This window comes from Methylobacterium nigriterrae, assembly GCF_037106235.1.
In the GTDB taxonomy this organism is placed as follows: domain Bacteria; phylum Pseudomonadota; class Alphaproteobacteria; order Rhizobiales; family Beijerinckiaceae; genus Methylobacterium; species Methylobacterium nigriterrae.
Window position 1 is genome coordinate 65,134 of the sequence record NZ_JBAWTG010000018.1, and the last position, 26,215, is coordinate 91,348.

31 protein-coding genes, 1 tRNA gene and 1 pseudogene are annotated in these 26,215 nt (G+C 69.9%); 19 read left to right on the forward strand and 14 right to left on the reverse strand.

Features of this window, described 5'->3' with window-relative positions:
- Positions 1 to 2: 2 nt before the first annotated feature.
- The 3 genes from WDW90_RS12310 to WDW90_RS12320 all read right to left on the reverse strand — a co-directional run bounded on the left by WDW90_RS12310 (position 3) and on the right by WDW90_RS12320 (position 2,347).
- Positions 3 to 1,034 (reverse strand): PAS domain-containing protein, encoded by a 1,032-nt coding sequence (locus WDW90_RS12310; RefSeq protein ID WP_336487671.1) that lies wholly within the window; start codon positions 1,032 to 1,034, stop codon positions 3 to 5.
- 642 nt (positions 1,035 to 1,676) lie between these two features.
- A complete protein-coding gene (locus tag WDW90_RS12315) occupies positions 1,677 to 2,114 on the reverse strand; it encodes a PRC-barrel domain-containing protein (RefSeq protein ID WP_336487672.1) in 438 nt (145 codons plus the stop codon).
- A 110-nt stretch (positions 2,115 to 2,224) separates the two neighbouring features.
- Positions 2,225 to 2,347 carry a hypothetical protein gene (locus WDW90_RS12320; RefSeq protein WP_336487673.1) on the reverse strand — a complete coding sequence of 41 codons (123 nt, stop codon included), beginning with the start codon at positions 2,345 to 2,347 and terminating at the stop codon, positions 2,225 to 2,227.
- Between the two features lie 476 nt (positions 2,348 to 2,823).
- Here WDW90_RS12320 and WDW90_RS12325 point away from each other — a divergent pair, with 476 nt between their 5' ends.
- Positions 2,824 to 3,153: an SWIB/MDM2 domain-containing protein gene (locus WDW90_RS12325; RefSeq protein ID WP_336487674.1), complete on the forward strand. Its 330-nt coding sequence runs from the start codon at positions 2,824 to 2,826 to the stop codon at positions 3,151 to 3,153.
- Positions 3,154 to 3,443: 290 nt separating this feature from the next.
- On the opposite strand, the gene WDW90_RS12330 is transcribed toward WDW90_RS12325, so the two are convergent.
- Entirely contained in the window at positions 3,444 to 4,772 is a 1,329-nt protein-coding gene (locus WDW90_RS12330) for an MFS transporter (protein ID WP_336487706.1), read from the reverse strand.
- A gap of 224 nt (positions 4,773 to 4,996) precedes the next feature.
- Here WDW90_RS12330 and WDW90_RS12335 point away from each other — a divergent pair, with 224 nt between their 5' ends.
- Both WDW90_RS12335 and WDW90_RS12340 read left to right on the forward strand, forming a co-directional pair.
- The gene (locus WDW90_RS12335) at positions 4,997 to 6,004 is read left to right on the forward strand and encodes an alpha/beta fold hydrolase (protein ID WP_336487675.1); all 1,008 of its coding nucleotides are present in this window, start codon (positions 4,997 to 4,999) and stop codon (positions 6,002 to 6,004) included.
- Between the two features lie 26 nt (positions 6,005 to 6,030).
- Positions 6,031 to 6,900, forward strand: coding sequence for an NAD(P)-dependent oxidoreductase (locus WDW90_RS12340; protein WP_336487676.1), 870 nt, complete (start codon positions 6,031 to 6,033; stop codon positions 6,898 to 6,900).
- A gap of 27 nt (positions 6,901 to 6,927) precedes the next feature.
- On the opposite strand, the gene WDW90_RS12345 is transcribed toward WDW90_RS12340, so the two are convergent.
- Positions 6,928 to 7,842: a LysR family transcriptional regulator gene (locus tag WDW90_RS12345; protein WP_336487677.1), complete on the reverse strand. Its 915-nt coding sequence runs from the start codon at positions 7,840 to 7,842 to the stop codon at positions 6,928 to 6,930.
- A 132-nt stretch (positions 7,843 to 7,974) separates the two neighbouring features.
- On the opposite strand from WDW90_RS12345, the gene WDW90_RS12350 reads away from it, so the two are divergent.
- Both WDW90_RS12350 and WDW90_RS12355 read left to right on the forward strand, forming a co-directional pair.
- The gene (locus WDW90_RS12350; RefSeq protein ID WP_336487678.1) at positions 7,975 to 8,904 is read left to right on the forward strand and encodes a ring-cleaving dioxygenase; all 930 of its coding nucleotides are present in this window, start codon (positions 7,975 to 7,977) and stop codon (positions 8,902 to 8,904) included.
- A 10-nt stretch (positions 8,905 to 8,914) separates the two neighbouring features.
- On the forward strand, positions 8,915 to 9,535 hold the full coding sequence (locus tag WDW90_RS12355; protein WP_336487679.1) for an alpha/beta hydrolase: 621 nt from the start codon (positions 8,915 to 8,917) through the stop codon (positions 9,533 to 9,535).
- A 17-nt stretch (positions 9,536 to 9,552) separates the two neighbouring features.
- Here the strand turns inward: WDW90_RS12355 and WDW90_RS12360 are convergent, their stop codons facing one another.
- Positions 9,553 to 10,038, reverse strand: coding sequence for an MmcB family DNA repair protein (locus WDW90_RS12360; protein ID WP_336487680.1), 486 nt, complete (start codon positions 10,036 to 10,038; stop codon positions 9,553 to 9,555).
- A gap of 245 nt (positions 10,039 to 10,283) precedes the next feature.
- Here WDW90_RS12360 and WDW90_RS12365 point away from each other — a divergent pair, with 245 nt between their 5' ends.
- Positions 10,284 to 10,880 (forward strand): hypothetical protein, encoded by a 597-nt coding sequence (locus WDW90_RS12365; RefSeq protein ID WP_336487681.1) that lies wholly within the window; start codon positions 10,284 to 10,286, stop codon positions 10,878 to 10,880.
- Here the strand turns inward: WDW90_RS12365 and WDW90_RS12370 are convergent.
- Entirely contained in the window at positions 10,877 to 11,398 is a 522-nt protein-coding gene (locus tag WDW90_RS12370; RefSeq protein WP_336487682.1) for a DedA family protein, read from the reverse strand. The two genes, WDW90_RS12365 and WDW90_RS12370, sit on opposite strands and share 4 nt — an antisense overlap.
- A gap of 138 nt (positions 11,399 to 11,536) precedes the next feature.
- Here WDW90_RS12370 and pdxY point away from each other — a divergent pair, with 138 nt between their 5' ends.
- Positions 11,537 to 12,385, forward strand: coding sequence for a pyridoxal kinase PdxY (gene pdxY, locus WDW90_RS12375; RefSeq protein WP_336487683.1), 849 nt, complete (start codon positions 11,537 to 11,539; stop codon positions 12,383 to 12,385).
- A 197-nt stretch (positions 12,386 to 12,582) separates the two neighbouring features.
- On the forward strand, positions 12,583 to 13,086 hold the full coding sequence (locus tag WDW90_RS12380) for a thermonuclease family protein (RefSeq protein WP_336487684.1): 504 nt from the start codon (positions 12,583 to 12,585) through the stop codon (positions 13,084 to 13,086).
- A gap of 161 nt (positions 13,087 to 13,247) precedes the next feature.
- On the opposite strand, the gene WDW90_RS12385 is transcribed toward WDW90_RS12380, so the two are convergent.
- On the reverse strand, positions 13,248 to 13,721 hold the full coding sequence (locus tag WDW90_RS12385; protein ID WP_336487685.1) for an Rrf2 family transcriptional regulator: 474 nt from the start codon (positions 13,719 to 13,721) through the stop codon (positions 13,248 to 13,250).
- A 98-nt stretch (positions 13,722 to 13,819) separates the two neighbouring features.
- Between WDW90_RS12385 and hmpA the strand changes: the two genes are divergently transcribed.
- The 3 genes from hmpA to WDW90_RS12400 all read left to right on the forward strand — a co-directional run bounded on the left by hmpA (position 13,820) and on the right by WDW90_RS12400 (position 16,867).
- Entirely contained in the window at positions 13,820 to 15,061 is a 1,242-nt protein-coding gene (gene hmpA, locus WDW90_RS12390) for an NO-inducible flavohemoprotein (protein ID WP_336487686.1), read from the forward strand.
- A gap of 179 nt (positions 15,062 to 15,240) precedes the next feature.
- Positions 15,241 to 16,152, forward strand: coding sequence for a PhzF family phenazine biosynthesis protein (locus WDW90_RS12395; protein WP_336487687.1), 912 nt, complete (start codon positions 15,241 to 15,243; stop codon positions 16,150 to 16,152).
- Positions 16,145 to 16,867 carry an NUDIX hydrolase gene (locus WDW90_RS12400; protein WP_336487688.1) on the forward strand — a complete coding sequence of 241 codons (723 nt, stop codon included), beginning with the start codon at positions 16,145 to 16,147 and terminating at the stop codon, positions 16,865 to 16,867. Before WDW90_RS12395 ends, WDW90_RS12400 begins: the two co-directional genes overlap by 8 nt.
- On the opposite strand, the gene WDW90_RS12405 is transcribed toward WDW90_RS12400, so the two are convergent.
- Positions 16,858 to 17,187, reverse strand: coding sequence for a hypothetical protein (locus WDW90_RS12405; RefSeq protein ID WP_336487689.1), 330 nt, complete (start codon positions 17,185 to 17,187; stop codon positions 16,858 to 16,860). The two genes, WDW90_RS12400 and WDW90_RS12405, sit on opposite strands and share 10 nt — an antisense overlap.
- Before the next feature lie 125 nt (positions 17,188 to 17,312).
- A complete protein-coding gene (locus WDW90_RS12410) occupies positions 17,313 to 17,798 on the reverse strand; it encodes an SRPBCC family protein (protein WP_336487690.1) in 486 nt (161 codons plus the stop codon).
- A 479-nt stretch (positions 17,799 to 18,277) separates the two neighbouring features.
- Between WDW90_RS12410 and WDW90_RS12415 the strand changes: the two genes are divergently transcribed.
- The 3 genes from WDW90_RS12415 (at position 18,278) to WDW90_RS12425 (ending at position 21,125) form a co-directional block, all read left to right on the forward strand.
- Complete coding sequence (locus tag WDW90_RS12415; RefSeq protein WP_336487691.1) at positions 18,278 to 19,897, forward strand: 2-isopropylmalate synthase; 1,620 nt, start codon at positions 18,278 to 18,280, stop codon at positions 19,895 to 19,897.
- Between the two features lie 104 nt (positions 19,898 to 20,001).
- Positions 20,002 to 20,077, forward strand: a tRNA-Lys gene (locus tag WDW90_RS12420).
- A gap of 754 nt (positions 20,078 to 20,831) precedes the next feature.
- A complete protein-coding gene (locus WDW90_RS12425; protein WP_336487692.1) occupies positions 20,832 to 21,125 on the forward strand; it encodes a hypothetical protein in 294 nt (97 codons plus the stop codon).
- A gap of 501 nt (positions 21,126 to 21,626) precedes the next feature.
- Here the strand turns inward: WDW90_RS12425 and WDW90_RS12430 are convergent.
- The gene (locus WDW90_RS12430) at positions 21,627 to 22,055 is read right to left on the reverse strand and encodes a hypothetical protein (RefSeq protein ID WP_336487693.1); all 429 of its coding nucleotides are present in this window, start codon (positions 22,053 to 22,055) and stop codon (positions 21,627 to 21,629) included.
- A 270-nt stretch (positions 22,056 to 22,325) separates the two neighbouring features.
- On the opposite strand from WDW90_RS12430, the gene WDW90_RS12435 reads away from it, so the two are divergent.
- Entirely contained in the window at positions 22,326 to 22,541 is a 216-nt protein-coding gene (locus WDW90_RS12435) for a hypothetical protein (protein ID WP_336487694.1), read from the forward strand.
- Between the two features lie 186 nt (positions 22,542 to 22,727).
- Here the strand turns inward: WDW90_RS12435 and WDW90_RS12440 are convergent.
- Positions 22,728 to 23,395, reverse strand: a pseudogene (locus WDW90_RS12440) (IS630 family transposase); the annotation flags it as partial.
- 253 nt (positions 23,396 to 23,648) lie between these two features.
- Positions 23,649 to 24,371, reverse strand: a complete 723-nt coding sequence (locus WDW90_RS12445; protein ID WP_336487695.1) for a hypothetical protein — start codon at positions 24,369 to 24,371, stop codon at positions 23,649 to 23,651.
- Positions 24,372 to 24,675: 304 nt separating this feature from the next.
- Here WDW90_RS12445 and WDW90_RS12450 point away from each other — a divergent pair, with 304 nt between their 5' ends.
- The 4 genes from WDW90_RS12450 (at position 24,676) to WDW90_RS12460 (ending at position 25,803) form a co-directional block, all read left to right on the forward strand.
- Positions 24,676 to 25,068: a hypothetical protein gene (locus WDW90_RS12450; protein ID WP_336487696.1), complete on the forward strand. Its 393-nt coding sequence runs from the start codon at positions 24,676 to 24,678 to the stop codon at positions 25,066 to 25,068.
- A 36-nt stretch (positions 25,069 to 25,104) separates the two neighbouring features.
- Positions 25,105 to 25,260: a winged helix-turn-helix domain-containing protein gene (locus WDW90_RS40705; protein ID WP_431311028.1), complete on the forward strand. Its 156-nt coding sequence runs from the start codon at positions 25,105 to 25,107 to the stop codon at positions 25,258 to 25,260.
- 47 nt (positions 25,261 to 25,307) lie between these two features.
- A complete protein-coding gene (locus WDW90_RS12455; RefSeq protein ID WP_336487697.1) occupies positions 25,308 to 25,487 on the forward strand; it encodes a hypothetical protein in 180 nt (59 codons plus the stop codon).
- 94 nt (positions 25,488 to 25,581) lie between these two features.
- Positions 25,582 to 25,803, forward strand: a complete 222-nt coding sequence (locus WDW90_RS12460) for a transposase (protein ID WP_336487698.1) — start codon at positions 25,582 to 25,584, stop codon at positions 25,801 to 25,803.
- Positions 25,804 to 25,890: 87 nt separating this feature from the next.
- On the opposite strand, the gene WDW90_RS12465 is transcribed toward WDW90_RS12460, so the two are convergent.
- On the reverse strand, positions 25,891 to 26,215 hold a 325-nt coding region (locus WDW90_RS12465; protein WP_336487699.1), incomplete at its 5' end, for a hypothetical protein.

The following is a 26,215-nucleotide window of genomic DNA, read 5'->3' on the forward strand; positions in this document are numbered from 1 at the left end:
ACTCAGCGTGTTCTGGCGACCGCGACGGTGCTGCCCTCGACGACCGTGAAGACGACGCCGGCCTGGCGCAGGGCCTCGATCGCCGCGTGACGGCTGCGGGCCAGCGGCCCCTCGGCATCCTCCTCGAGGCGCCGGATCGTCGAGAGCGAGAGCTTGCTGGCCTTGGCGAGGTCCGCGAGGGTCCAGTCCAGAAGCCCGCGCGCGGCCCGCAGGTGCAGGCCCCGGACCCGCTCGTCGCCGCTTGCCGAGAGCGCGTCGCGCCTCGGCTTCAGGGCCGTCGAGTCGGCCGGGAAGGTGAGGCCGGTCCATTCCCGGATCGTCCCGGTGCCGGTCATCACCGGCGCGACGAGCGCGCGGAACGCGCCGTGCTCCCCGCTCGCGAGCCGTGCCGTGAAGTCCAGCGTGTAGGCCTGCCCCCGTGCCCTGTGCTCGGCATGCTGGCGCAGGAACGCCGCGCGCTCCTCGGCCACGACCGGCCGATGCCACTCGCCCGGCAGATCCTCCGGGGGCAATCCCGTCAGTTCGCACCAGCCGGGCGCGTGCAGCACCTCGCCGTCGACGGTCCAGACCCAGGGGATGATCGAGCTGTGCTCGAACACGGCGCGCTGCCGGTCGTTGTGGGTCCGCACCGCGTGCGAGGCGCGCTGCTGGCTCGTGACGTCGACCAGGACGCCGGCCGCGCCGGCCGGCGCGCCCTCGGGCGTGAAGTACACGTCGCCGCGGCTGACCACGATGCGCATGGTCCCGTCCGGGCGGATCACCCGGAAGGTGTGGTCGGTGAGCAGGCCCTCGTTCAGGATCTGGGCCGCGTCCTCGAGCTGCAGGCGGTCGTCCGGGTGAACGAGGCTGCGGTAGAGTTCGTAATCGGGCTGGACCGAGCCATCCTCGATGCCGAACAGCTTGTACAGGCCGGAAGACCAGACGTACTCCTTCCGGGAGAAGTTCCAGCCCCAACTCCCCGACAGGCCGAAGGACTCGATCATGCGGAGGAACTCGCGGGACGAGAACGCGAGCGTCGGAATGTTGATCGTCATGCAGGGTTCAGGTTTCGGCTGCGCGGCGCTGCGGACCGTGCGCGACTGGGTCGGGATCTTTCGCGCTGCGACCGCTCGGCGGACCGGACCGGCCGTTCAGCGGGAGGGCGTCTCGTAGGGACATGTCGTGACACGTGACCGGCTCCGATCGTTCCGGACGGGCGCTGAGCCATTTTCATTCAGCTTCCTGCGCGAAAGCATCAGAGAGGTCATTTTTTGCGCACTAAAGTCATCCCTGCGAGCTGGGTGAAACATTGCGTCGATATAGAGAGGGAATATTTGAAAAATCCCAGGAAGATCAACCCATCCCAAGCATGATTTGCAAGCTATGTTGCGCACAAGTTAAGTTATCACGCAATTGTGAAAAGAGGCGTGAAACTAAAATCGTAGAGAGGTATTTCTGAAACTTACAACTTCAAATTATAGCAATCTCGGTTGTTGCGAGGCTGCGTAGTTCCGCCCGCTTGGCGCCTGCGAGATCCAACCGTAAGCTACCGCCTTGCGGCCAATCTTTCAGTTTCGCGCGGGGGCACGAACGCGCGCGGTGGGCCGTGCGGGCCGGCGACCGCGGCGCCCGTTGGCAACCTTCGGCGTGCGAGGCTGGCGTTTCCGAAGCGCGGCCCGGTCCAGGCAAGGCGGCGCTCAGGCCGTCGGCGCCAGCCGGCCGCCGTAGTAATCATCGAGGCGGCCCCCGTAGCCCGGATCCGCGAAGGCGTCCTCGCCGGGGCCGTGGCTCGGAGCGCCGGCCAGGGTGTCGCGGTCGAGATCGACCAGGTAGCCGCCGAGCTCGACGCTGTAGGTCAGGGCGCGCCAGGGCAGGGGGTGGTGGTTCTCCCCGAGGCCGAGGAACCCACCGAAGGCCAGCACCGCGTAGGCGACCTGCCCCGAGACCTTGTCGACCATGAAGTTGTGCACCGAGCCGAGATGCTCGCCGGCCCGATTGTAGACGGCGGTTCCCTCGACCTTGTTCGAGGCGATCAGGCGCCGCGTCTCGTCGATCGCGATGCCCTCGCCGTGGGGATCGAGCTCCATCGATCCGGGCTTCCTGAGGCCACGCTCGTTCGGCAGTTCGGTCGGCATGAAAGCTCCCGCGTCGCGACGCATCCCGGAAATGGGGCTCGCGCGGGAGAAAGCCGTCCGGCCGAGGCGGGTTCCGCTGCCGGAGCCCGCCTCGGCCGGCCGTGCCGGTCTCAGATCAGCCCGGCATCGCGTCCGAGCGCACCGCCGGGGCACTCGGCCGCGACGCCGATGCCGAGCCCGAGGAGGAGGGCGCCTGCCGAGCAGAGCGCGAGGGTCGCGACGGTGAGGAACATGCGCGCACGCTGGCAAGGCGCGCTTAACCATCCGTTTCCGCCGAAGAAAAATTCTTGGTCCCGGATGGGACGCGCGGCTCCGGGCCAGGCGGGCCGGGCCTCCGCCCGGGCGCCGCCTCGGCGAGGCCCCCGGCCCGCGGGCCATCCTCGCCGGACGGGCGGGCAGCGGCCGAGCGGCGGAATTAAGATCCTGTGAAACCATCGGTTTCTTGCCTCGCCCAGCGGGCGCCCGGCACGTGGGGCCGAACCAAGTACTGGCGCGGCGGCGGCAAGTCATCGGATGTTTTGGCCCGTATCTTCGCGCTTCGGGGGCGCGCGGAGACGGATCAGGGCGCGCGCGACCTGTGGATGAGAGCGGGGACAACGCCAGTTTCCCCTTGGAACGCTCGCAGCACCGCTTAGTTGTTGCAGCTATGCGCTCCGTCCTGCGGAGCTGCGACGCGTCCGCGTTTCGAGCGCGAGCACCGGAGGAAACCATGGCGACCAAGACGACGGAGACGAAGGCTGCGCCCAAGGCGAAGGCCGCCCCCAAGCCGAAGGCCGCGGCCGGCGGCGCCGCGAAGCCGAACGCCCTGCAGCAGCCCCTCAAGCCCTCGGCCGAGCTCGGCGCGATCGTCGGCACCAGCCCGCTGCCGCGCGGCGAGGTGGTCAGCAAGGTCTGGGACTACATCAAGAAGCACAATCTGCAGAACCCGCAGAACAAGCGCGAGATCCTCGCTGACGACAAGCTGAAGAAGGTCTTCGGCAAGGACAAGTGCACCATGTTCGAGATGAACAAGCATCTCGCGGCACACCTGAAGTCCTGAGATCCCGCGCGCGCCCGGCGGCCCATGCGGGCCGGCCCGGGCCGAGCGGGAGGGGCGGCGCGGACCGCCCCGCCCGCGCAGATCCCACTCCGCGGCGGCTCGGGCAAGCATGCCTGCGCCGATGCAAGGCTCTATGTCGACCCGTCCGGGCGCGGGTCGCCGCTCCGGCTCGGGGCAGGGGCGCGCTCCCGGGGCCGCTCCGCTGATCCCGATGTGAGCTGCTCCGCTCATCCCTATGTGAGCTGCTCCGCTCATCCCGATACGAACAGGATTGCCCGCGGCCCGGGGCGTCACCCGGCCGGCTTGCGCCGCAGCACGCTCGCGAGGGCCCCCATGGCGGCGAGCGCCACCGCGCACCACAGCGAGAGCGAGACCGGCTCGGCCGGTCCTGCGCCGTGGGACAGTCCGAACAGGACGGCCACGAGCGCGGCGCCGAGTGACTGGCCGGTGAGCCGCGCCGTCGACTGCATGCCGCTCGCGCCCCCGCTGCGCTCGCGCGGGGCGCTCGTGATGATCACCTTGTTGTTGGGCGACTGGAACAGCCCGAAGCCGAGGCCGCACAGGGTCAGCCGCCAGGCGATGTCGAGGGCCGAGGGCTCGGGTGGCAGCAGCGCCATGCCGGTCAGGCCCAGCGCCATCGTGCCGAGCCCGATGCCCCCGAGGATCCCCGGCGGGAAGCGGTCGGCGAGGCGCCCCGAGAGCGGGGCCATCGCCGCGATCGCGAGCGGCCAGGGGGTGAGCAGGAAGCCCGTCCGCGTCTCCGAGAGACGCAGCACGTCCTGGAAGTAGAAGGGCAGGGCGATATAGGCCATCATCTGGCTCGCGAAGGAGGCGATCGAGGTCGCCATCGACAGCGCGAAGGCCGGGATCCTGAGGAGATCGACGGGCAGGAGCGGCGCCGGCAGCCGGAGCTGGTACCAGACGAAGGCGGCGCCGACGACGAGCGCCCCCGCGATCTCGACGAGCGCGAGCCCGCGCTCCTCGGGCGCGCCGACCCCGTCGATGCCGATGATGAGGAGCCCGAAGGTGAGGGCGTTGAGGAGCGCGCTTGGGGCGTCGAAGCGGGCGCCGCTGCGGGGCGTCGCGGGCAGCGTGCGCGAGCCGACGAGGAGCGCGAGCAGGCCCACGGGGAGGTTGACGAGGAACAGCCATGGCCAGGCCGCCACGCTGAGGATCGCGGCCGCCACGGTCGGCCCCGCCGCGGAGGCGACCGCCACCACGAGCGCCACGTTCCCGACGCCCCGGCCGATCATCCGGTGGGGATAGATGAAGCGCACGAGCGCGATGTTCACGCTCATGATGCCGGCCGCCCCGAGCCCCTGCGCGATCCGCGCCGCGATCAGGAGGTTCAGCGACGGCGAGAGCGCGCAGGCGACGGAGGCCGCCGTGAACACCGCGAGCCCGCTGAGATAGACCCGGCGATACCCCAGGATGTCGCCGAGCGAGGCGAGCGGCAGCAGCGAGGCCGTCACGGCGATCTGGTAGCTGTTGACCACGAAGATCGCCGCGCCCGGGCTCACCGCGAGGTCCTTGGCCATCACCGGCAGGGCCACGTTGACGATCGCCCCGTCGAGGATCGCCATGCTGATGGCGAGCGCGATGGCGAGGAGCGCCAGCATCCGCTCCCGCGGCGGCAGCCCGTCCGGCGGGGTTTCGGCAGGGGCCGGTCCGCGGACGGCCGCATCCGGGCCGAGCGCCCGCCCGCGCTGTCCCGTGGCCGAGGTCGCGCCCATTGTTGCCTGCTCCTGACGAACTCTCGCCGATAGCGAGCGCGCCGGGCCGCCTCAAGTGCCCTATGTCACCCCGCGCGCTGGGTCCGTCCGCCGTCGATGCAGGTGATTGCATGAAATGTTCCGTTTGGCTCGTCGGTCTCGGGCTCGTCCTGATGCCTATGGCGGCATCGGCCGTGGAGCCCGGGCCCGAGCCCCTCGGCATCGGGCTCGAAGGATTCCCCTATCCGTACCCGGCGCGCTTCCTCCCGCTGAGCCGCGACAACGAGGCCCAGCGCCTCGCCTACATGGATGTCGCGCCGACCGGGCCTGCCAACGGGCGCGCCGCTATCCTGCTGCACGGACGGAACTTTCCGGCAAGCTACTGGCAGCCCGTGATCGTCGCGCTCGCGGGCGCCGGCTACCGGGTGGTGGTGCCCGACCAGCTCGGCTTCGGCAAATCCTCGAAGCCCGTTGGCCCCTTCACCTTCGACCTGATGGCCGCCGACACCCTCGCGCTCCTCGACCGTCTCGGCCTGGCCCGCGTCGACGTCGTCGCCCACTCGATGGGCGGCATGCTCGCCATCCGCCTCGCCCGCGCCGCCCCGGAGCGCGTCAACGCCATCGTCCTCGAGGCGCCGATCGGCCTCGAGGATTACCGCTTCACCGTGCCACCCGTCGCCAACGAGACGCTGCTGAAGCACGAGGGCGAACTGACGGCGGATGCCTACCGGCGCCAGCTCATGACAAGCTACGCGCTCTCGCTGCCGCCCTCCGCGATCGAGCCCTTCGTGGAGATCCGCGAGCGCGTGAAGGGATCGGCCGAGTATCCGCGCTGGCTCCAGTCCTTCGTGAATTCCTATCAGGCAATCTGGAGCCAGCCCGTCGTGCACGAGATCCCGCTCGTGAAGGCGCCGACCCTTTTCGTCATGGGCGCCAACGACCACAACGCGCCGGGCAAGCCCTACGCGCCGCCCGAGCTGCGGGCGGGCATGGGCGAGAACGCCGCCCATGCCCGCGCCCTCGCGGCGAGGATGCCGAACGGCCGCGCCGAGGTGATCGAGGGCGTCGGCCACCTGGTTCACATGGAGGCGACGGAGCGTTTCGACGATCTGACCCTCGATTTCCTGAACGGCCATTGAGACCAGAGCTTCACGAGGAGGGACACATGGACGTCGGATTCATCGGGCTCGGTCGCATGGGCCGCGGCATGGCCGCGAGCCTCGTCCGGGCGGGCCACCGCGTGCGGGTCTGGAATCGCTCGCCGGACGCCGTCAGGTCCATCGACGGGGCAATGCCCGTCGCCACAGCCGCCGAGGCTTTCCGGGGCGATGCCGCGATCACGATGCTGGCCGACGACCCGGCGCTGCGGGCCGTCATCGTGGAAGGCGGGCTGCTCGATTCCGGCGAGCCGCCTGGCATGCACCTCAGCATGAGCACGATCTCGGTCGCGCTGGCGCAGGAGCTCGCCGCGATCCATGCCCGGGCCGGCGTTCCCTACGTCGCGGCTCCCGTCTTCGGCCGCCCGGACGTCGCCGAGAAGGGAGCCCTCAACATCGTGGCGGCCGGCGATCCGGCGGTGACCGAACGGGCCGCGCCGCTTCTCGACGCGATGGGCGCCAAGACCTGGCGCTTCGGCACAGAACCCCATCGCGCGAATGCCGTGAAGCTCGCCGGCAACTTCATGCTGGTCTCGGCGATCGAGGCGATGGGCGAGGCGGCCGCCTTCGCCGAGGGACACGGCGTCCCGGGTGCTGACCTCCTCGACCTCCTCACCAGCACGCTCTTCGCCTCGCCGGTCTACAAGGGCTACGGCGCCTCGATCGCCGCCAGCCGCTACGAGCCGCCGGGCTTCAACCTCAAGCTCGGCGCCAAGGATATCCGCCTCGCGCTCGCGGCCGCCGACGCGGCGGGCGTGCCGATGCCCTTCGCGAGCGTGCTGCGCGACAACCTCATCGACGCGATGGCACACGGCGACGGCGAGAAGGATCTCGCCGCGCTCGCGACCGTGGCGGCCCGGCGCAGCGGACGCGGCTGATCTCTCCGGGAACGATCTCGCGGCGCCTCAGGCCGCTGCGGCCCAGGGCGCCGCGCCGAGCGTGCGCTCGAGATAGGCGATGAGCGCCGTCACCCGGGCTGGCCTCGGGCCGCCCTGCGGCATCACGAGGTTGAGGTCGATCGGCGGCGGTGACCAGTCCGGCATCAGCCGCTCCAGGCGGCCCGCCGCGAGATCGTCCCAGATCATGAAGTCCGGCTGCACGGCCAAGCCGAGCCCCGCCCTGAGCGCCGGCCCGAGAGCGTCGGCGTTGTTGGCGCGAAGCGGGCCGCGCGGCGTTACCGAGGCCGCCTCGCCGGCCGCGCCGACGAAGTGCCAGCGATCCGGCGTCGGCAGGTAGGCGTAGCCGAGGCAGGCATGGCGCGAGAGATCGTCCGGGTGCTGCGGGCTCCCGCGGCCGCGCAGGTAGTCGGGGCTCGCGACGAGCGAGCGTCGCACGGCGCAGAGCCGTCGCACCCGCAGGGAGGAATCCGGCAGGGCCGCGATCCGCAGGCCTATGTCGAAGCCGCCGGTCACGAGATCGACGAGCGCGTCGCTCAGGTGCAGGTCGATCGAGACTTCCCGGTGTTCGGCGAGGAAGGCCGGGAGAAGCGGTGCCAGGTGGGCCACACCGAACGACATCGGGGCGGCGAGGCGCACAAGCCCCTTGGGCACCGTGTTCGTGGCGAGCGCGAGCGCCTCCGCGGCTTCGCCCTCGGCCAGGATGCGGGCGGCCCCCTCCCGGGCGGCGCGGCCCGCTTCGGTCAACCCAAGCCGGCGTGAGGTGCGGTGGAACAGCCGGGCGCCGATCCGCAGCTCGAGCCGCCCGACCGCTTTCGACACCGTGGCCTTCGACAGCCCGAGGTCCGCGGCGGCGCGTGCGAAGGAGCCCGTCTCGGCGACCTTCCCGAAGATCGCCCAGGCCTCGAGATCGGGAAGCCGCACGAAAGCTCACTTTCAGAAACGATGAATTTCAATTGTTTCTATTTTGTCTGAGAAGTGCAAGAGCCAGATTGTCTCCATCGAGAACGAGCGTCCCTCCCCCGGAGCCGCTCGGAAGATCCGGGAGACATCACCATGTTCGAGAACGGCCTCCATCACGTCACGGCCTTTTCCGGCCCTGCCGCGCGCAACCTCGACTTCTACAGGGGCGTGCTCGGTCTGCGGCTCGTGAAAAAGACCGTCAATTTCGACGATCCGGGCACCTACCACCTCTATTACGGCGACGAGACCGGCCAGCCCGGCACCATCCTGACCTTCTTTCCCTGGGAGCACGCTGCACCGGGCCGCGTCGGCATCGGCGAGACGCAAGAGACGGCCTTCCGCGTGCCCCGCGCCTCGATCGGCTACTGGGCGCACCGCTTGCTCGCGCACGGCGTGACGCATGAGGCGCCCGCCCAGGTCTTCGGCGAGACGGTGCTTCCCTTCCGCGATCCGGACGGCTTGGCACTCGCGCTGGTCGGCACGGATGCCGATGGCGGCGAGGCGGGTTGGGCGGGTGGCGGCATCCCGGCCGAGCACGCGATCCGAGGATTGCACGGCGTCACCCTGCTCCTCCGAGACGCCGGGCCGACGGCCGCGATCCTGAGCGGCGTTCTGGGCTTTCGCGAGGTCGGCCGCGAGGGGGCATCGACCCGCTTCCGGAGCGACGCGCATCTGGGCGGTGCGATGACGCTTCGGGCGGTCGGCGACTTCCTGCCTGGGCGTCCGGGTGCGGGTTCCGTCCACCACATCGCCTTCCGGGCGGCGGACGACGCGGCGCAGGCCGAGGTGGTGCGCAAGCTCAACGAGGAGCACGGGCTGGTCGTGACCGAGCAGCGCGACCGCAACTACTTCCGCTCGGTCTACTTCCGCGAGCCGGGCGGGGTCCTGTTCGAGATCGCCACCGACCTGCCGGGTTTCGCCGTCGACGAGCCGGCCGCGGGCCTCGGGCAGGCGCTGAAGCTGCCGCCCTTCCTGGAGCCGCACAGGGCCGAGATCGAGGCCGCGCTCCCGAAGGTGGCCTGAGGAGAACGCCATGCACGACAACCACGTGTTCACCCACCGCTTCGAGCCGGGTTCCGGCCCGGAGCGGCCCCCGCTCCTGCTCCTGCACGGTACGGGCGGCGACGAGAACGACCTCGTCCCACTCGGCCGGGCGCTGGCTCCGGGCGCCGCGCTCCTGTCGCCGCGCGGGCCCGTCCTCGAGAATGGGATGCCGCGCTTCTTCCGGCGTCTGTCCGAGGGCGTGTTCGACGAGGCGGATCTGCGCCGGCGCGCCGGCGATCTCGCCGATTTCGTCGTGGAGGCGCGCGCGGCATACGGGATCGCCGCGCCCATCGCGCTCGGCTTCTCGAACGGCGCCAATATCGCCGCGGCGACACTGCTGCTGCGGCCCGAAGCTTTGGCCGGCGCCATCCTGATCCGCGCGATGGTGCCGCTGGCCGATCCGCCCTCGGCCGACCTGGCGGCCAAGCCGGTGCTGATCCTGTCGGGCGCCGCCGACCCGATCGTGCCGGCCGAGAATGCCGGACGCCTCGGCGCGATGCTCGAGAGGGCGGGCGCCCGCGTCGAGCATCACCGGTTGCCCGCCGGCCACGGCATCGGGCAGGGGGATCTCGCGCTGGCCAGGGCCTGGATCGCCGCGAACGCGGCGTGAGGGCGGCCGGGTCGCCGCTACAGGGCCCCGTCCCGGATCGCTCCGGGATCGGCCAGCGCGTGCAGCAGGCTCGCGGCGCAATGGGCGAAGCGCAGCGTCACGGCCTTGCGGCGGGCGCCGCTGAGGGGATGATCGGCGGGCTCGCGCAGGATCGCCGCGCCGAAGGCGTCGGCCACGATCAGGCCGGCCTCATCGGGAATGATCCCGGCAGGCACGCTCTCGGGGATCGCGAAGTAGAAGCGGTCGCAATAGTCGCGGTAATCCGGCCACTTCTTGTCGGCGCGGAAGTCGGCGACGCTCGACTTGATCTCCACGATCGTGAGCCTGCCGCAAGCCGAGAGCGCGATCACGTCGGCGCGGCGCCCGTTCGCCAGGGAGAATTCCGGGATCGTGACGTGGCCGAGCTCGGCGAAGAGGCGGCGCACGCCGCGTTGGATGCCGGCGGCCGTCGCGGATTGGCGGCGGTCGGGCGGGAGAATCGCGATGGAGAGGGCAGCGGACACGAGCGGGATCTGATCAACGACGGCGCAGGGAGGTTCGTCCCGAATCGGGACGCCGGGCATCGAACCCGGTTTGCCCGGCCTTGTCACCTGTGGCACCCGCACCGCAGCCAGTTGGAACAAACCATGAAAGCCTTTCACATCCGCGCCAGCTCTACGAGAGGAACATGACCTTGACACATCGCCCTGTCTAATTGTCGACAGAGCGGCGTCCGCTTGGCCGTACGCTCGGACGGGGCGGGAGCGTCATGGAAGCGGTACACACCTTAGCGAATGTGCCCGCGCCCCTACGGGACCGGCTGCGTCTGTCCGGCCGCGTACTGGAGATCGGCCTGTCGTCATGGGCCGTGCTGTTCCGGCCGGCGCGCGGTCGCAAGCCCGGCTGGCTGACGCTCGCGCGGTCGGCGGGCGGAAAGGCGCCCTTCACGGCAGCCGAGATCGCGGCGCTCGGCCGGCTCGCGGCCGACCAGGACCGGATCGGCGGCGCGATCCTGGACGCCGTCGCGGCGGCGGTGCCTCGGATCGGCGACGTGCTCGGCCTCGTGGATGGCGACGAATCCGTCGCGCTGCCGGCGCGCGCGAGCATGGGCCCCGCGCTCGCGCCCGAGCGGGCGATCCTGCACGATCTCGGCGGGGCGGCGCTCGTCGGCATCGCCTTCGCGTGCGGCCTGGGACCCGGAGCTCGGGATCGGCGTGCTGATCCGCGGGGCCGAGGTGCTCGGCGTCGACACGGCGGAGACCGTCGCGGCTCGGGACGTCGCCGAGGCGGCGGCGCGGGGGCGATACGCCTTCTTCTTCTCGAGCCACCCCATCGACGAGCGCGGTTGGCAGGAGGACGAGGCTAGCCCTGGACGTAGCTGAGCAGGCCGGCGCCCGGCGCCAGCAGCACGAAGGCCCAGACGATCGCCGACAGGACGTTGGCGACCTGGAACGGCAGGCGGTCGACCCCGAAGATCCCGGCGATCAGCGGCACCACCGCCCGGGCCGGACCGAAGAAGCGGCCGAGCGCCACCGCGGCCGCTCCCCAGCGGTGCAGGAAGGCTTCGCCCCTGGCCACCATCTCGGGGTACCTCCGCATCGGCCACATCCGCCTGGCGCCCTCCTTGTAGAGGAAGCCGAACTCGTAGGAGAGCCAGTCGCCGAGCGCCGCGCCGACCGCGGCGGCCGCGACCACCGGCCAGAAGGCGATGTCGGCGGCTCCCACGAGAGCCCCGATCCCGAGCAGGATCACGGTGGCGGGCACGAGGAGCGAGAGGAAGGCGACCGATTCGCAGAAGGCGAGTGCCCCGGCGATCAGCGGCGTCCATTCCTTGTGGGTCTCCACGAAACCGAGGGTCGCGGTGCGCAGGGCTTCGAGATCCATGGAGGTCCTTGAGGGCGTGGAAGCCATACCGATGTGGCGGGCCGGGCGGGCCGGGGCAAGCGCCGCCCGGCCCTGATGCGCCCCGGCGCGAAAGGCGCTAACAGGCGGGCGGCGCGTGGTTGCGGCGGGGAGGCTCGGGTGAAGGTTCTGTCGATCCAGTCCCACGTCGCCTACGGGCATGTGGGCAACGCCTCGGCGGTCTTCCCGATGCAGCGCCTCGGCGTCGAGGTCTGGCCGATCCACACGGTCCAGTTCTCGAACCACACCGGCTACGGCGCGTGGCGCGGCCGCGTCTTCGACGGGCCCTCCATCGAGGAGCTGGTCGCGGGCATCGGCGAGCGCGGCGTCCTCGGCGAGTGCGACGGCGTCCTCTCGGGCTACATGGGCTCGGCCGAGATCGGCACGGCGATCCTGCGGGCGGTGGCGGCGGTCCGTGCCGCGAACCCGAAGGCCCTCTACTGCTGCGACCCCGTGATGGGCGATACCGACCGGGGCATCTACGTCCGCCCCGGCATCCCGGATCTCATGCGCGAACAGGCGGTGCCGGCCGCCGACATCGTCACGCCGAACCAGTTCGAGCTGAACCTCCTGACCGGCCTGCCGACCGGCACCCTCGACGAGGCGAAGCGCGCCTTGGCGGCCCTGCAGGCGCTGGGGCCGCGGGTGGTGCTCGTCACCTCGCTCGTCACCGACGCGACGCCCGCGGAATCGATCGATCTGCTGGCGGGGGAAGGCGGCCGGTTCTGGCGAGTGCGCACGCCCCGGCTCGTCCTCGACGTCAACGGGGCGGGCGACGCCGCCGCGGCCCTGTTCCTCGTGCACTACGCCCGCACCGGATCGGCGGCGCTCGCCCTCGGCATGGCCGGCGCCTCCGTCTACGGCCTCCTGCGCCGCACGGCCGAGGCCGGCTCGCGGGAGATCCTGACGGTCGCCGCGCAGGACGAGTTCGTGGCGCCGAGCGAGACCTTCCCGGTGGAGGCCGTGTAGGGAGCCGCCCGGCCGACGCGAGAGCCGCCGTTAACGGGGCGTTGACGCTGACGGCGGACACCGGGGTCGAGGCCGGCGAGCCTGCCCGAGCCCGCCGCTTTTTGGCCGATTGTCGTGATAGCCCGCCCCTTGCATGCGACCTCCGCATACGACCCTTCGCGTCCGACGAGCGGACCTGACAGACGGCTGAACCCGCGATGCTGAGACCCACCGCCCTCCTGCTGCTGCTCACCCTGCCTGCGATGTCGGCCGAATCGATCACCGGCCCCGCCACGGTGATCGACGGCGACACGATCGAGGTGCGCGGAACGCGCCTGCACCTCCTGGGCATCGATGCGCCCGAGGTCGGCCAGACCTGCGAGAACGCCGCCGGCCGGTCCTACCCCTGCGGCCGCATCGCCGCGCATGCCCTGGCCGAGCAGATCGGCGGCAATCCGGTGACCTGCGAGCCTCACAGGACGGCCGAAGGCGACAGGGCCGTGGCCGTCTGCCGGGTCGGGCGCGAGGATCTGAGCGCCTGGATGGCCGCGCACGGTCACGCGCTGGCCGACCGACGCCGGTCGCACGCCTATATCCGCCAGGAGGGCAAGGCCTGGGCGACGCGGCGCGGCCTCTGGGCCGGGACCTTCGAGCAGCCCGCGGATTGGCGGCACACGAGCCGCCATGCCGAGGCCGCGGCGGCTCCCGCGAAGGGCGACTGAGGCGGGCGGGGCCGTCGGAGAGGCGCCGCTCCTCCCCGGTGAGGGGAGGGCGAGCGCGTCGTGTCTCGAACGATGATCGCCCGCCATGATCTGAGAACTGCCACGCCCGAACGCGAGCGGCGGCGCGATGGGGCCGCTCGGTGCGCCGGGACAAGACCCGGCTAGGCCGGCAGGCGGACGGGGGGCTCCTCGACCCTGGAGGCCGACAGGCCGAGCAGCTGCGCGATCTCGGGGCCCTCGCTTCCGCTCAGCAGGTCCGCCAGCGTGTAGCGGTCGAGCACCGCCAGGAAGGCCGCCAGGGCCTCGCCGAGCGCGCGCCGGAGCCGGCAGGGGGCCGTGATTGCACAGGCACCGCCCGCGAAGCACTCGACCAGCGCGAGGTCGTCCTCGGTCAGGCGCACGACCGCCCCGACGACGATCTCCTCCGGCGGCCTGGCAAGCCGGAGCCCGCCGCCCCGGCCCCGGGTGGTGTGGATGAGCCCCAGACGGCCGAGCTGGTGCACGACCTTCGTGAGGTGGTTCTCCGAGATCCCGTAGGCGCGCGCGATCGCGGCGATCGAGCTCTGCTGCGGCTCGTGCAGGCCGACGAAGATCAGGGTCCTCAGGGCGTAGTCGGTGTAGCGGGTCAGGCGCATCGCAAATCCGGGCTCCGCCTGAAGGTACATTCTTGTTGCACCTTTTCAAAGGTCGACGTAAAAGATGCATGTCAAATACATCTTTGAGAGCTTTGCCGATGCCCACTCCGCTCGACCCGGCCACCATCGCCCTCGTCAAGGCCACCGTACCGGCCCTCGAGGCGCACGGTCTCGACATCACCCGCCGCATGTACGAGCGCCTGTTCCGCAACGCCGAGATGCGCGATCTCTTCAACCAGTCGCATCACGGCGAGACGGGCTCGCAGCCGAAGGCGCTGGCTCAGGCCGTGCTGGCCTACGCGCGCAACATCGACAACCTCGGGGTTCTGGCGAGCGCCGTCGAGCGCATCGCGCAGAAGCATGTCGCGCTCAACATCCTGCCCGAGCACTATCCCTTCGTGGCCGACGCGCTCATCGGGGCGATCGGCGACGTGCTCGGCGCGGCGGCGACGCCCGAGATCTGCGCGGCCTGGGGCGAGGCGTACTGGTTCCTGGCCGAGCTGCTGATCGGGCGCGAGGCGACGATCTACCGGGAGCTCGCCGCCAAGCCCGGCGGCTGGAACGGCTGGCGCGACTTCGTGGTCGAGAGCGTCGCGCCGGAGAGCGAGACGATCCGCTCCTTCGTCCTGGTTCCGGCCGATGGCGGCCCGGTGCTCCGGCACGAGCCGGGCCAGTATCTCGGCTTCCTCCTCGACCTGCCGGGACGGGGCGTGCTGAAGCGCAACTACTCGATCTCCTGCGCGCCGAACGACCGCGCCTACCGCATCACCGTCAAGCGGGAGGGCAGGGCTGATCAGCCCGCCGGCATCGTCTCGAACTGGCTGCACGCAGAAGCCCTGCCCGGCACCGTCCTGAAGGTGGCGCCCCCGGCCGGCGAGTTCGTCCTCGACCGCCGGACCGGCGCGCCGGTGGTCCTGGTCAGCGGCGGCGTCGGGCTGACGCCCATGATCAGCATGCTGGAGACGATCGCCGCGGCCACGCCCGCCCGGCCCACCTGGTACGTCCACGGCGCCCTGAACGGCCGCGTGCATGCCATGCGCGACCACGCCCGGGCGCTCGCGGCGAGCAACGAGAACCTGCGGCTGCAGACTTTCTACGCCGAGCCGGAGGCGCAGGACCGGCAGGGCGAGCATTACGACGCCGAGGGCCTGATCACGGCGGATTGGCTCGTGCAGCAGACCCCTCACGAGGCGGCGACCTACTATCTCTGCGGCCCCAAGCCCTTCCTGAGCACCCTCGTGAACGGGCTCCTGCGCAACGGCGTGCCGGCCGAGCGCGTGCGCTTCGAGTTCTTCGGTCCCGCCGAGGACCTCGTCGAGGCGCCGAAGCAGGCGGCCTGAATCGGGCCGCCCGGTTCGTCCGGGGGGCGCAGATCCGCGGGCCCGGCGGTGCGGGCTCGCGATCGCCGGCCGGCGGCGGCATTGCGAATCGGCCGCCGAACCGACACAGGCTGGGCCCTCCGATGCCGCTCCGCCGAGCCCGCGGCGCATCCTTTTCCAGCCGAGGGTGTTGCGCTCCCATGACCCGACGCCGCTTCGTCACCCTCGACGTGTTCACGGACGAGCCCTTCGCCGGCAACCCGCTGGCGGTGGTGCTGGACGCCGGAGGCCTCGACGGGGCGGCGATGCAGCGGATCGCGCGCGAGTTCAACCTCTCCGAGACGGTGTTCGTCGAAGCCCCGGCCGAGGCGCGCCACCGGGCGGCTCTGCGCATCTTCACCCCGACCCGCGAACTGCCCTTCGCGGGCCACCCCACCCTCGGCACGGCCGTGCTGCTGGCCCTGCAGGACCGGGCGGCGACCGACGTCGCCGCCCAGGCCGACGCCGTCGCGTTCGGGCTCGAGGAGGGGATCGGCACCGTGCCCTGCCTGGTCGAGGCCGGGGCGGGACGGGGGCGGGCCCGCTTCAAGATCCCGGTCCTTCCGGCCTATCTCGGCGACGGGCCGGACCCGGCGGCGCTGGCCGCCGCTCTCGGCCTGGCGCCGGGGGATATCGGCTTCGGCGCCCACGCCCCCAGCCGGCACGCGGCCGGGCCGACCTTCACCTTCGTGCCCGTCGCCTCGCGGGCGCGGCTCGACGCGGCGACGGTCGATCCGTCCGCGCTCGCCCGGCTCGGCGAGCCGACGGCGCTCTACCTCTACACGCCGGACCCCGAAGCGCTCGGCCAGAGCTATCAGGCCCGGATGTTCGCGCCCCATCTCGGCGTCCCCGAGGATCCGGCCACGGGCTCGGCGGCCGCCGCCTTCGCGGGCGTCCTGACGCAGTTCGCGGCGCTCGGCTCGGGCGTGCACGACGTCGCGATCCGGCAGGGCGTCGCCATGGGGCGCCCGAGCACGATCGCCCTGCAGCTCGACATCGCCGAGGGGGCGCTGCGCTCGGTCGAGATCGGGGGCTCGGCGGTCATCGTCAGCGAGGGCGCGCTCCTTGCTTGAGGGGCGGCCCGACGGCTTCACCCTCCACCGCCTGCGCCGCCTCGAAGCCCGGCTCGTGCCCTACGAATGGGATTGGGCGCGCGACAACGCGGACACGATCGCCGAGAACTGGGGGCGGCGCCTCGCGGCGCGGCCGGGGCTGTTCGACGGGCCGGTGCTCCTCGCCTGCGGCTGCGCGATCGAGGGCGAGGCTTGCGAGGCCCGCTTCTTCGAGACGCGCTATGCGCGCTTCATCGCCTTCCGGGATGCCGGCTCGCCGGACCCGCGGGTCGAGAATGCCTTCGCGGCGATCGTGCCCTGGGCGCGGGACGGGGCGGTGCTCCTCGGCGAGATGGGCGGGCACACCGCCAATGCCGGCCAGATCTACTTCCCCTGCGGCACCCCGGACCGCGGCGACACGCGCGGCGACGTCGTCGATCTCGCGGGCAGCGCGGCCCGCGAGTTCCGGGAGGAGACCGGCCTCGCCCTGCCGGCCGACGCGCCGGGGGACTGGGTGCTGCTGCGCGGCGAGGGGCAGCTCGCCTTCCTGCGCCCGGTCCGGTTCCCGTGCGACGCGGCGGCGCTGCAGGCCCGGATCGAGCGCCTGCGCCGCCGCGAGGCCGAGCCGGAGCTTGCCCGGATCGTGGTCGCGCGGGGGCGGGAGTGCATCGACCCGGCCCGGATGCCGGGCTTCGTGCGGGCCTATCTCGCGGATGCCTTCGAGGCTCAGCGGTAGCCGTAACGGGCCTTGGCGGCGGCGAGCAGGTGCAGCGCCTCGCCCTCGCGCCCGGCCGCGCAGGCGGCCGAGGCCTGGGAGAGATCGGCGCTGAAGCGGGCGCCGACGGGCTGGTTCAGGTTGCCGGTGGCCACGTCGCTGTCGACGATGGCTTGCGTCCGGGCGACCGCGGGGCCGCAGCCCGCCCCCTGGGGCAGGGGAGCGGCGGGCGGCGGGACGGCCGCGACCGCGACGGGCGGGGCGCCCGCCTTCGGCTGGCAGGCGCCCAGGAGGGGGACGGACAGGAGAGCGGCGAGGGCGAGGCTCAGGTGCGATGTCACGGCGGCATCCCGGTGCTGACGGCGCAGCTTGGCGCCGGCCGGTTCTTGCGCCGGCAGGCCGCGCCCGGTCAATCGCCGGCGCTCGCCGTCCGGGCCGGCGCGAGGAGCCGCGCCGTCGCGCCCGCCTACTTCGCCTTCTCGGCGATGGCCTTGAGCCCCGAATCGTAGATGCCCTCGATCACGTCCTTGGCCACGGCGTCGGGCGCGCCCCTGGCGCTGAAGGTGCCGGACCACGACACTTTCGAGCCCGGGCCCTCCGGCGCGACCGCGAGCGTCGACTTGTAATCGGAGACGGGCAGCGGGCTCTCCAGGATCGTGTAGGTGTAGGACATCACCTTGTCGTCGCGGGAGACCTGCTCCTCGACGATGCTGCCGCCGCCCTTGAGGCTGAGCGTCCTCACCTTCATGCCGTCCTTCTCCGAGGGCGTGCACTTCTCGACGGCCGGGTGCCAGGTCCCGATGCCGCAGAAGTCGCCGATCGTCTGCCAGACCTTGGCCGGGGGCGCGGCGACGTCCACCGACTTCTGGACGTCGAGGGCGAGGCTGGAGCCGGCGCCGGCGAGGAGCAGGAGGCTCGGCAGGGCGAGAAGCCGGAGCGGGGTGCGCACCATGGTCGGGGTCTCCATCCGATGTGTTGGCGAGTGCATTCTTCGCGTTTCGCCGGGATGATCCCGGCGTCGGCCCGTTGAAGGACGCCCGAAAGCTAGGCCGGATCTTGGCGAGGGCAATGGAGCCGGCCCCGGATCGGCCGACGATGGCCGCGACGGGCAAGCTTGTATTTCCGGGCCGCCGGGGATAGGTACGGTCGCCTGCAGGGGACCCGCCGCGACCGGCGCGCCGTTTCAGCCCCTTCGTGCCCGCGAGGAGAGACGAGCCTTGGCCAGAGCCGGCTCCGCGCCCATCACCGTCCGCGCTGCCGCCGCAGCGCCGCGGTCGCGCGCGCCCCTCGCCAGCCTCCTCCTTACCCGCCCCTGAGGGCCGGCCGGGCGCCTGCGCCTGGGCTCTCAGGGGACGCTAGAGCCACGAAGACAGGCTTCAGGCGCCGCCGGGCCGCGACAGCGGGGCGCGCCGCGACGGGACCAGCACCACCATGACCAGCCAGACCACGACCCCATCGAGCGGCCAAGCCGGCGCCCAGCCCGGCACCCAGGCCGGTGCCAAGGCCGGTGCCAAGGACCGCGTCCTCATCTTCGACACGACCCTGCGCGACGGCGAGCAGTGCCCCGGCGCCACCATGACGCTCGACGAGAAGCTCGCGGTGGCCGAGCTCCTCGACGCGATGGGCGTCGACATCATCGAGGCAGGCTTCCCGATCGCCTCGAACGGCGATTTCGAGGCGGTGGCCGAGATCGCGCGCCGCTCCAAGCGCGCCGTGATCGCGGGGCTCGCCCGCGCGATCCCCGCCGACATCGCCAGGGCCGGCGAGGCGGTGCGGCAGGCCCCGCGCGGGCGCATCCACACCTTCGTCTCGACCTCGCCGATCCACCTCGCGCACCAGATGCGCAAGACCGAGGACGAGGTCGTCGAGATCATCCTGAGGACGGTGGCCCAGGCCCGCGACCTCGTGGACGACGTCGAGTGGTCGGCCATGGACGCGACGCGCACGCCGATCGACTATCTCTGCCGCTGCGTCGAGGCCGCCATCCGCTCGGGCGCCACCACGATCAACCTGCCCGACACGGTGGGCTACGCCACGCCGAACGAGTACCGCGCCATGTTCGAGGCAGTGCGGGGGCGCGTGCCGAACGCCGACCGGGCGGTGTTCTCGGTGCATTGCCACAACGACCTCGGGCTCGCGATCGCGAACTCGCTGGCCGGCGTCGATGGCGGCGCGCGCCAGGTCGAGTGCACGGTCAACGGCATCGGCGAGCGCGCCGGCAATGCGGCGCTCGAGGAGATCGTCATGGCGATCCGGACGCGGGGCGACGTGATGCCCTACGAGACCGGCATCGAGACGACGATGCTGACGCGCGCCTCGAAGCTCGTCTCCCACGCGACGAACTTCCCCGTGCAGTACAACAAGGCGATCGTCGGCCGGAACGCCTTCGCGCACGAGAGCGGCATCCACCAGGACGGGATGCTGAAGCACACCGAGACCTACGAGATCATGACCCCGGCCTCGGTGGGCGTCAGCAAGACCTCGCTCGTCATGGGCAAGCATTCGGGCCGGGCCGCCTTCCGGTCGAAGCTCGACGAGCTGGGCCTGCACCTGACCGACAACCAGTTCCAGGACGTGTTCGAGCGCTTCAAGGCGCTCGCCGACCGCAAGAAGCACGTCTACGACGAGGACATCGAGGCGCTCGTCGACGAGAACCTCGCCACCGCGCACGACCGCATCCGCCTCGTCTCGCTCTCGGTGATCGCGGGCACCCGCGGACCGCAGCGCGCCACCATGAAGATCGACATGGACGGGCGCACCTTCACCGAGGAGGCGGACGGCAACGGGCCGGTCGACGCGGTGTTCAACTGCATCAAGGCGCTGGTGCCGCACGAGGCGCAGCTCGAGCTCTACCAGGTCCATGCGGTCACCGAGGGCACGGACGCGCAGGCCGAGGTCTCGGTGCGCCTCAAGGCGGGCGAGCGCTCGATGACGGCCCGCGGCGCCGACCCGGACACGCTGGTCGCCTCGGCCAAGGCCTACCTCTCGGCGCTCAACAAGCTCTCGGCGGCGGCGGTGCGCCTGCACGCCCAGCACGCGGCGGCGGAGTAGCGGAAAAAACTGAGGTTCCGGGGGTGGACAGCCCCCGGGTCCCTTGGTATCAGCCCCCACCTCGCCGGCGGATGGTGGCCCCGGCGGTCGCCGACAGGCGATGAGGGCGCATAGCTCAGTTGGTAGAGCAGCTGACTCTTAATCAGCGGGTCCTAGGTTCGAACCCTAGTGCGCCCACCATTTATTTCAAAGGCTTACAGCCAATCTCATCCCCGGCCACATGGTTCGGGGTAACGCTGCGGGTAACAGCCCACAGCCTTCGCTGCTGCGACCCTTTCTCCCACTCTTCTAGCAACGTCTGCGGTCGGCGGTTGAACCTTCCCCGCGGGACGGCAGCTGCATCGCTCGGTTGGCAGAGCACGAACCCATTTACGCGACTCGCTCGCCGGTGGGGACAATGACGTGAGTGCAAAGCGCCTCTGACCCTCGCTGATCTGTCTCGGCTTGCTTCTCGAGCTGGCGCGCTTTGTAGCCGCACAGGGCGTTGGCAGCGACGCTGCGCCTGCCAGCGGGAGTGGCAGTGCTGCAGCCCCCATTGCAGGAAGCTCATCGCCTAGTGGCAGCAGCGGAAACGCTGGTTCCGGCGGCGCGGTCGGTACCAGCGCCGTAGGCGGCCTCGGTGGTGGTGCAGCCCCGAGCGGCGGCACTGGTGCGCTGTACGGCGGCAGCGGTCCCGCGAAGCACGGCGACTCAGGCGCCCCGCCCGGGGCCGGCGTGGCCTCCGGTACGAGTGCAGGTCCCAATGACATGAGCACTGGGCGGATTGGATCAACGCCAAGCCCTTCGCCCGACTCTGCAAAGTAGCGCCTCGCAGTGCGGGTGTGTGGCCGCCGACTGGGGCCCGTGAGTGGCCTGTATGGCCATGTTCGTTCTGTGCTGGCTGGGCTACAGGTGAACGGGTACGGGCCACAAAGGAGTTGCAGGGGGCGAGCGAATGTCTTTCACCGATACGAATGCGGACGGCGCGGCGTTGGCCTCGCTTGAACTGCACCGCGGGCTAATTACGCTGCTCGTCCGCTACGGCCTTGTCCCGAAGCGGGCTGCCCTTGAGGTCGTCGATGAGGCGCAGCAGCGGCTGGCGAAAATGCAGATGGGCGCGGAGCAGCTCAACTGGTTGCAGAGGGGCACGCATCCGCCGCTACAGGAGCAGGCCGAGGCAGCCCGACGGCATCTGGAGGTGGTGTTCCGGATGCTCTCTGACCTGCCGGAGCCTCACGTCACTGATTAGGCCCGCAGCCCGCCGGAGTCTCGTCAACGGGGTAAGGGTAGCCAACCTCGCAGGACAGTGGGATGGCAAGGCTTCTCACTGTGCGTCTCATGACGCTGGGGGTGATGAGCGTCGTCCTTGAATCGTGCCGTGCTCGTAGCGACGGCCCCGCTATGACCTTCAGCCCGATCTTTGCCTTTGACGCGTCGGCTGCCGCTCCGGCCGAGGCACCTTCTCAAGCCCGAGTCCCCGGATCATGCGCTCGACCAACTCGTCCGAGGTGATGCGCGGCTCAGCGGTTTGGCTCGCCGGCGCGCGCCGAGCTTCCGAAGGCTCGGATGAGTGGGTTGTGCTGATCTCTACATCTTTGCTCTCGGCCATCGAGCCTCCATGTACGGGCGGCCTCTTTTAGCGCTTCAGGTGGCGTCGTGACCCTGGCGGCGGGGCCGCTCCACGGATTTGATCGTGCGATGGCCCGCGAGAGGCGGGACATCCAGCGGCGGGCAGGCCCAATGGGCGTGGCTACCAGAAGTCCGGCCCGTAGCCGAAACGCGGGCCGAACCCGAAGCCGGCCGGACGAATCGGTCCATAGAAGCCTGCGCCGTAGGCGAAGCGCCGGCGGAAGGGCGGGCCATAAACGTAGGGCGGCGGGCCGTCGTCGAACGGCTCAACGACCACCTCGCGCACTACGGGCGGCGGACGGTAGATCACGGGCCGCTCGACCACGACCTCGCGCACGACCCGACGCGTCCGATAGACCGGCCGCTCGACGATGACCGTGCGCACGATACGGCGGGGCTGGTGTGCCGCGCGATAACGGAGCACTGGCCGCCCCTGGTAGGTCCGGTGGCTGTAGACGGCCGGTTCATCGGCGCTGGCCGGTGCGGTGCCGATGGCCAGTCCTGCGCTGAGGGTCAGCGCGCCTGCGAACATGTAGGCGATGGGCTTCATCTTGGTCCCCGGTGACGCGCAGGCTCACGCCGTTCGACACCTGCACAGTTCTACGCTCAAGCTTACGCTGAGAGACGGCAGAGCGTTCCCTCTCACCACGAACTGCACGCGATTCATTGCGAGCTGGGTTGCTGACCCGCTACCGCAGCCTAGTCGGCGAGCCAGATCAGCCGCACGGGGCGGGTAGCCTCCGAACTCTGCCGCTTGGGTTAACGAACCGTTAGGTATTCCCATAGACGTTCATAGCCGCCGGTGACGTCCGAGGTTGCCATGAGGCCAGCCATCGCAAACCGCATCGCCGCCGCTCGTCTCGCGGAGGCCATTGCGTCCGAACTCGCCGCAGCAGCACATGCACAACTTCAGCAGGGCCGTAGTGCCGAAGCCGAGGCCCTGCATGCACATTCCAGACACCAGCGCGTTCAGGCGATCCGGCTAAGGGCTCTGGCAGGTGCTGCGCATTACCTGACCATCGCAAGGCTTGGGTGAGCCATATCGACCCATCAGAGGTCTGTGGGCAGCCCGCCGGGAGAGCGTTGCGGCCTGGCACTTCCGGAGTGCCCTGCAGTACGACAACAGGCGCTAGGGTTGGATCGGCCTCGCGTGCAGCTTCCTTGCGCTCGAACACCGTAAGCCTAGCAAGCTCAGCAGGATGGGCAAGATCGCGGCGGCTGGGATGGCAAGCTGGGCTGTGCGTTGATCCTTGGGCGCCGAGGGCCGACTGCCGCGACGCACCCGTTGGCAGGGCAGCGTATCCTTCCGGCCGACGCGGGCCTCGTCTGACCACCACAGCTCGATGGCTGTGCCGGCCGGCAGCCGGGCTCGGATCGCCCTCACCTCGGCTGGCAAGTTTTTTTGAACGCCGCCAGCGCGGCCGGGTCCTGCTCATGATGGCGCGGGCGCGCCGACAGCTTGCGGAAGCCGAGCTGTTTCACCGTGCGGCCCACCGTGCTCTCGTCCAGGCTCACGCCGAAGCGGGCGTAGATCCAGGCGGCGAGATCCTTCAGCCGCCAGCGCACCACGCCGTGCCGATCGGGATCCGGCCCGCTCTCGACGATCTGCGCCAGCGCTTGGCGCTGCACATCGCTCAACTTGGCTGGGTTGCCCGGGGCCTTGCGGTCAATCAGCCCGGCCGGGCCAGCTACGTTGAAAGCCAGCACCCAATCGCGCACCGTCTGCAACCCCACCACCCCGATCCGAGCCGCATCCGTGCGGCTGCCGCCTTCGTAGATCTCAGCCAGCGCCAGAAGCCGGCGGCTCTGGCCCGCGTCTCAACTCGCCTTGGCCAGACGTCGAAGATCGTCGGCGTTGAAATCCTCACGCAGCGCAACCGCAGCGGCCATGGCAAACTCTCCCGGTTCGCCTCATCGAACAAAATCCGCCGCCGCTACGAAACCCCGTGAGTCACCATCACCGCCGACTGGTATAACTCCGCCGCTGCTGTCTTCGACGCTCTGAACCGAGTCCCTAGACCCGCCATCTGCGTCGGTGCGCTAGTGCTGCCCGTCCTGTCTTAAAGGCCGGATCCTTAAGTATGTGCGCCCTATTTCCGGCTGGCGAGGCCACGGCTGATCCAATTCTCCTGGGAGAATTCTGTCAGCAGCCCTGCTTCGAATCGTTAATTGAAGCTAAAAATTTCCTTATCTCCGCTCGTAACGAGCTATCGGCAGGTTCAGCACCGTTTTTATCGAAAAACCAGTTTTGAATGTGTCTCGTTAAGTTTCTGCGCGCCAATTTTCCAGCTTTGGGATCGTAACAACGTTGCATCTCGTGTCTAGCGCCGTCCCAATCCCACTTCGTCGGCCGGCCGCCCTTATCTTTAACCAGTTCGCGCCCGAGGTGCGCTGATGTCGAACATACTTGAAAAGGCTTCTTGGCCTCAATCAGATGCGAAGGATCTTTAACCATAAGTTCCTCGCCATGGATGCGAGGTTCTCTGGAATAGAATTCCCAAGGTTCAATCGGGCAACCCCCTCCTGTGTTCAAGAGAGAGACCCCAGCGGGGGTTGGCCAGAAACTGCTCGGTATCGTAATATAATCATCTCCTAATCTCCAATACACGGTGAGCTCACCAAACGATAGCCGTGCGAGCAGTCCTTCTTGAGGGAGGTGGTAGGGAGGCGACAGCTCTGCTCGTGAGGATGTTTTTGAGCGTGACGTTTCTCGGTTGATTCTTTGCCACCCGCTGACGCTTTGAAGGACAGCAGGAGTGCGAAGGGTAAACCGAATTAGCTCTTCGAATGTGAGTTGATCTGTAGCGCTCGGCTGCATCGGTTTTCCATGAGCTATGTCGTGGTTGATCTCGGCATAATAGCGCAATTCAGTCTCGATGGGAGTCGCCTTGACTATGGTTCGAGCACATAACGGAAGTTGAACCACGATCTGTTCGGTCTTGCACGTATTCCGTGTGCGGACGTTTTGCTCCTCCCGACTGGGTTGCAGCCTTGAGCAGACTTCGCCACATGTTCTCTCGGATCCAGCGGCCTTGCCCAGGTAGTGATACGATCCAGCCGAAAAGTGGTGGGGCGAAGCGGACCTCTGTCTGGGACCTCTGTCCGGCCACACCGGCCGGGTCCGCCGCGCGTCATCTCGCCATGTTGTCCTCCGGCGAGGAGACAGACCCATGAAAACTCTGCTGATTGCATCTGCGGCCTTCGCCGCCCTGATCCTGACCAGTGTGACGGCCGATGCGCGCGGCTCTCGCGGGGGCGCTAGCCTCCGAGGCGGCGGCTTCCACGGGGCCGGCTTCCGCGGTGGCGGGTTCCGGGGCGGCTTCCATGGCGTCCGGGCCGGCGGGTTCCGCGGATATGGCGGTCGGGTGGCCAGCGGCTATCACGGTGGATACGGACGCGTCGGGCGCTACGGATACGGTTACGGACGCTATGGCCGCTACGTCTACGGCCGTTACGGATATGGCCTAGGTGCGGCGGCCGTCGGCGCCTACGGCGCGACTTACGGGCGCTGCGATCCCTACCGCTACTACGCCTCGTATGCGGGAATCTGCCGTCCCTACTGACGGGCATCCCGTTGCGCCCCGGGACGAGGCGCCCGGATCGCGAGCCGCTTCGGCAAGACCCTGCACCCGGCCAGCCTGTCACGGATCATGCGCACGCTCGACCTGTCGCGCCAGAAGACCCGGCCGAGGCACCCGCGCACCGATTCCGCACGCCCAAGCCGCCTTCGCAAAGGGGGCTCGCTTGCGCGGTAGCAGAGGCGGCCCAGGCCCACCCGGATCAGCAGGTCACCGTGTGGTTCATGGACGAGGCGCGCGTGGGCCAGAAGGACCGAACGGGTCACCGCTGGTGGCTCACGGGCGAGCGCCCGCGCGGGCTGTGCGACCGGCGCTTCGAATGGACCTACATCGACGCCGCTGTCCAGCCCGCCACGGGAGAGGACGTGTGCCTCGTCCTGCCGAGGTCTCGACAGCAGCGATGAGCATCTTCCAGGCCGAGTTTGCCCAAGCCCTGCCGGCCAGCAGGCCGTCATGGTACTCGACTAGGCCGGCTGGCACGGGGCCAAGGCACTGCCTGTGACCGACACCGTCACGCTCGTGCCGCTGCCGCCCGACTCACCTGAACTGAACCCGGTGGAGCGCGTGTGGCTGTATCTCCGCGAGCGCTTTCTCTCGCATCGCGTGCTCGACGGCTATGACGCCATCGCCACCGCGTGCTGCCAAGCCTGGAGTGCACTCACCCCAGAGCGCTTGCGATCCCTCACCCATCAGCCCTGGGTGCAGAGGGTCACTACATAAGCGCGGCGGTATGACATGGCACGAACGAGTGCGGGCGCCATCAGCGCCCGCACGCTTTCAGAGGCCGCTCCAGCCCAAGTCAGCCGGTTAATGGAGGGCCTGCGGGGGACAGGAGGCGGCTTCACTCTCAGACAGGCAAGGCGCTGTCCGGCTCTGGATGAGCGCGTCCAGGACACGCCAGGACAGCAGCGGGAATTGCTTCCGATCGAGCACGGCATAGTAGTTCATCAGGCTCTGCGTGACTGTATCTGCCGATTCCGGCACGAGGAACGCCTCGCCGCGCGCATCAATCAGCAGGTCCAGCATATCTCGTCCGGTGGCAAACTCCTTGACCGCCATGATGGCCTGTCGTTTGTCACGGCCGCTGGTGGCGTCATCTGCGCGGAGCTTGAAGAAGGCTATCGCGTCATTG

Bases quoted from the DNA above. Each gene is read 5' to 3' on its own strand.
- WDW90_RS12330 (WP_336487706.1), bottom strand. From the start codon at position 4,772: ATGCTGGCGCTCCTCGCCATCGCGCTCGCCATCAGCATGGCGATCCTC.
- WDW90_RS12415 (WP_336487691.1), top strand. From the start codon at position 18,278: ATGACCAGCCAGACCACGACCCCATCGAGCGGCCAAGCCGGCGCCCAG.
- WDW90_RS12325 (WP_336487674.1), top strand. From the start codon at position 2,824: ATGGCGACCAAGACGACGGAGACGAAGGCTGCGCCCAAGGCGAAGGCC.
- WDW90_RS12320 (WP_336487673.1), bottom strand. From the start codon at position 2,347: ATGTTCCTCACCGTCGCGACCCTCGCGCTCTGCTCGGCAGGCGCCCTC.
- WDW90_RS12385 (WP_336487685.1), bottom strand. From the start codon at position 13,721: ATGCGCCTGACCCGCTACACCGACTACGCCCTGAGGACCCTGATCTTC.
- WDW90_RS12315 (WP_336487672.1), bottom strand. From the start codon at position 2,114: ATGCCGACCGAACTGCCGAACGAGCGTGGCCTCAGGAAGCCCGGATCG.
- WDW90_RS12310 (WP_336487671.1), bottom strand. From the start codon at position 1,034: ATGACGATCAACATTCCGACGCTCGCGTTCTCGTCCCGCGAGTTCCTC.
- WDW90_RS12355 (WP_336487679.1), top strand. From the start codon at position 8,915: ATGCACGACAACCACGTGTTCACCCACCGCTTCGAGCCGGGTTCCGGC.
- WDW90_RS12335 (WP_336487675.1), top strand. From the start codon at position 4,997: ATGAAATGTTCCGTTTGGCTCGTCGGTCTCGGGCTCGTCCTGATGCCT.
- WDW90_RS12380 (WP_336487684.1), top strand. From the start codon at position 12,583: ATGCTGAGACCCACCGCCCTCCTGCTGCTGCTCACCCTGCCTGCGATG.
- WDW90_RS12450 (WP_336487696.1), top strand. From the start codon at position 24,676: ATGAAAACTCTGCTGATTGCATCTGCGGCCTTCGCCGCCCTGATCCTG.
- WDW90_RS12410 (WP_336487690.1), bottom strand. From the start codon at position 17,798: ATGGTGCGCACCCCGCTCCGGCTTCTCGCCCTGCCGAGCCTCCTGCTC.
- WDW90_RS12425 (WP_336487692.1), top strand. From the start codon at position 20,832: ATGTCTTTCACCGATACGAATGCGGACGGCGCGGCGTTGGCCTCGCTT.
- WDW90_RS12365 (WP_336487681.1), top strand. From the start codon at position 10,284: ATGGAAGCGGTACACACCTTAGCGAATGTGCCCGCGCCCCTACGGGAC.
- WDW90_RS12340 (WP_336487676.1), top strand. From the start codon at position 6,031: ATGGACGTCGGATTCATCGGGCTCGGTCGCATGGGCCGCGGCATGGCC.
- WDW90_RS12430 (WP_336487693.1), bottom strand. From the start codon at position 22,055: ATGAAGCCCATCGCCTACATGTTCGCAGGCGCGCTGACCCTCAGCGCA.
- WDW90_RS12350 (WP_336487678.1), top strand. From the start codon at position 7,975: ATGTTCGAGAACGGCCTCCATCACGTCACGGCCTTTTCCGGCCCTGCC.
- WDW90_RS12435 (WP_336487694.1), top strand. From the start codon at position 22,326: ATGAGGCCAGCCATCGCAAACCGCATCGCCGCCGCTCGTCTCGCGGAG.
- WDW90_RS12455 (WP_336487697.1), top strand. From the start codon at position 25,308: ATGGACGAGGCGCGCGTGGGCCAGAAGGACCGAACGGGTCACCGCTGG.
- hmpA (WP_336487686.1), top strand. From the start codon at position 13,820: ATGCCCACTCCGCTCGACCCGGCCACCATCGCCCTCGTCAAGGCCACC.
- WDW90_RS12370 (WP_336487682.1), bottom strand. From the start codon at position 11,398: ATGGATCTCGAAGCCCTGCGCACCGCGACCCTCGGTTTCGTGGAGACC.
- WDW90_RS12395 (WP_336487687.1), top strand. From the start codon at position 15,241: ATGACCCGACGCCGCTTCGTCACCCTCGACGTGTTCACGGACGAGCCC.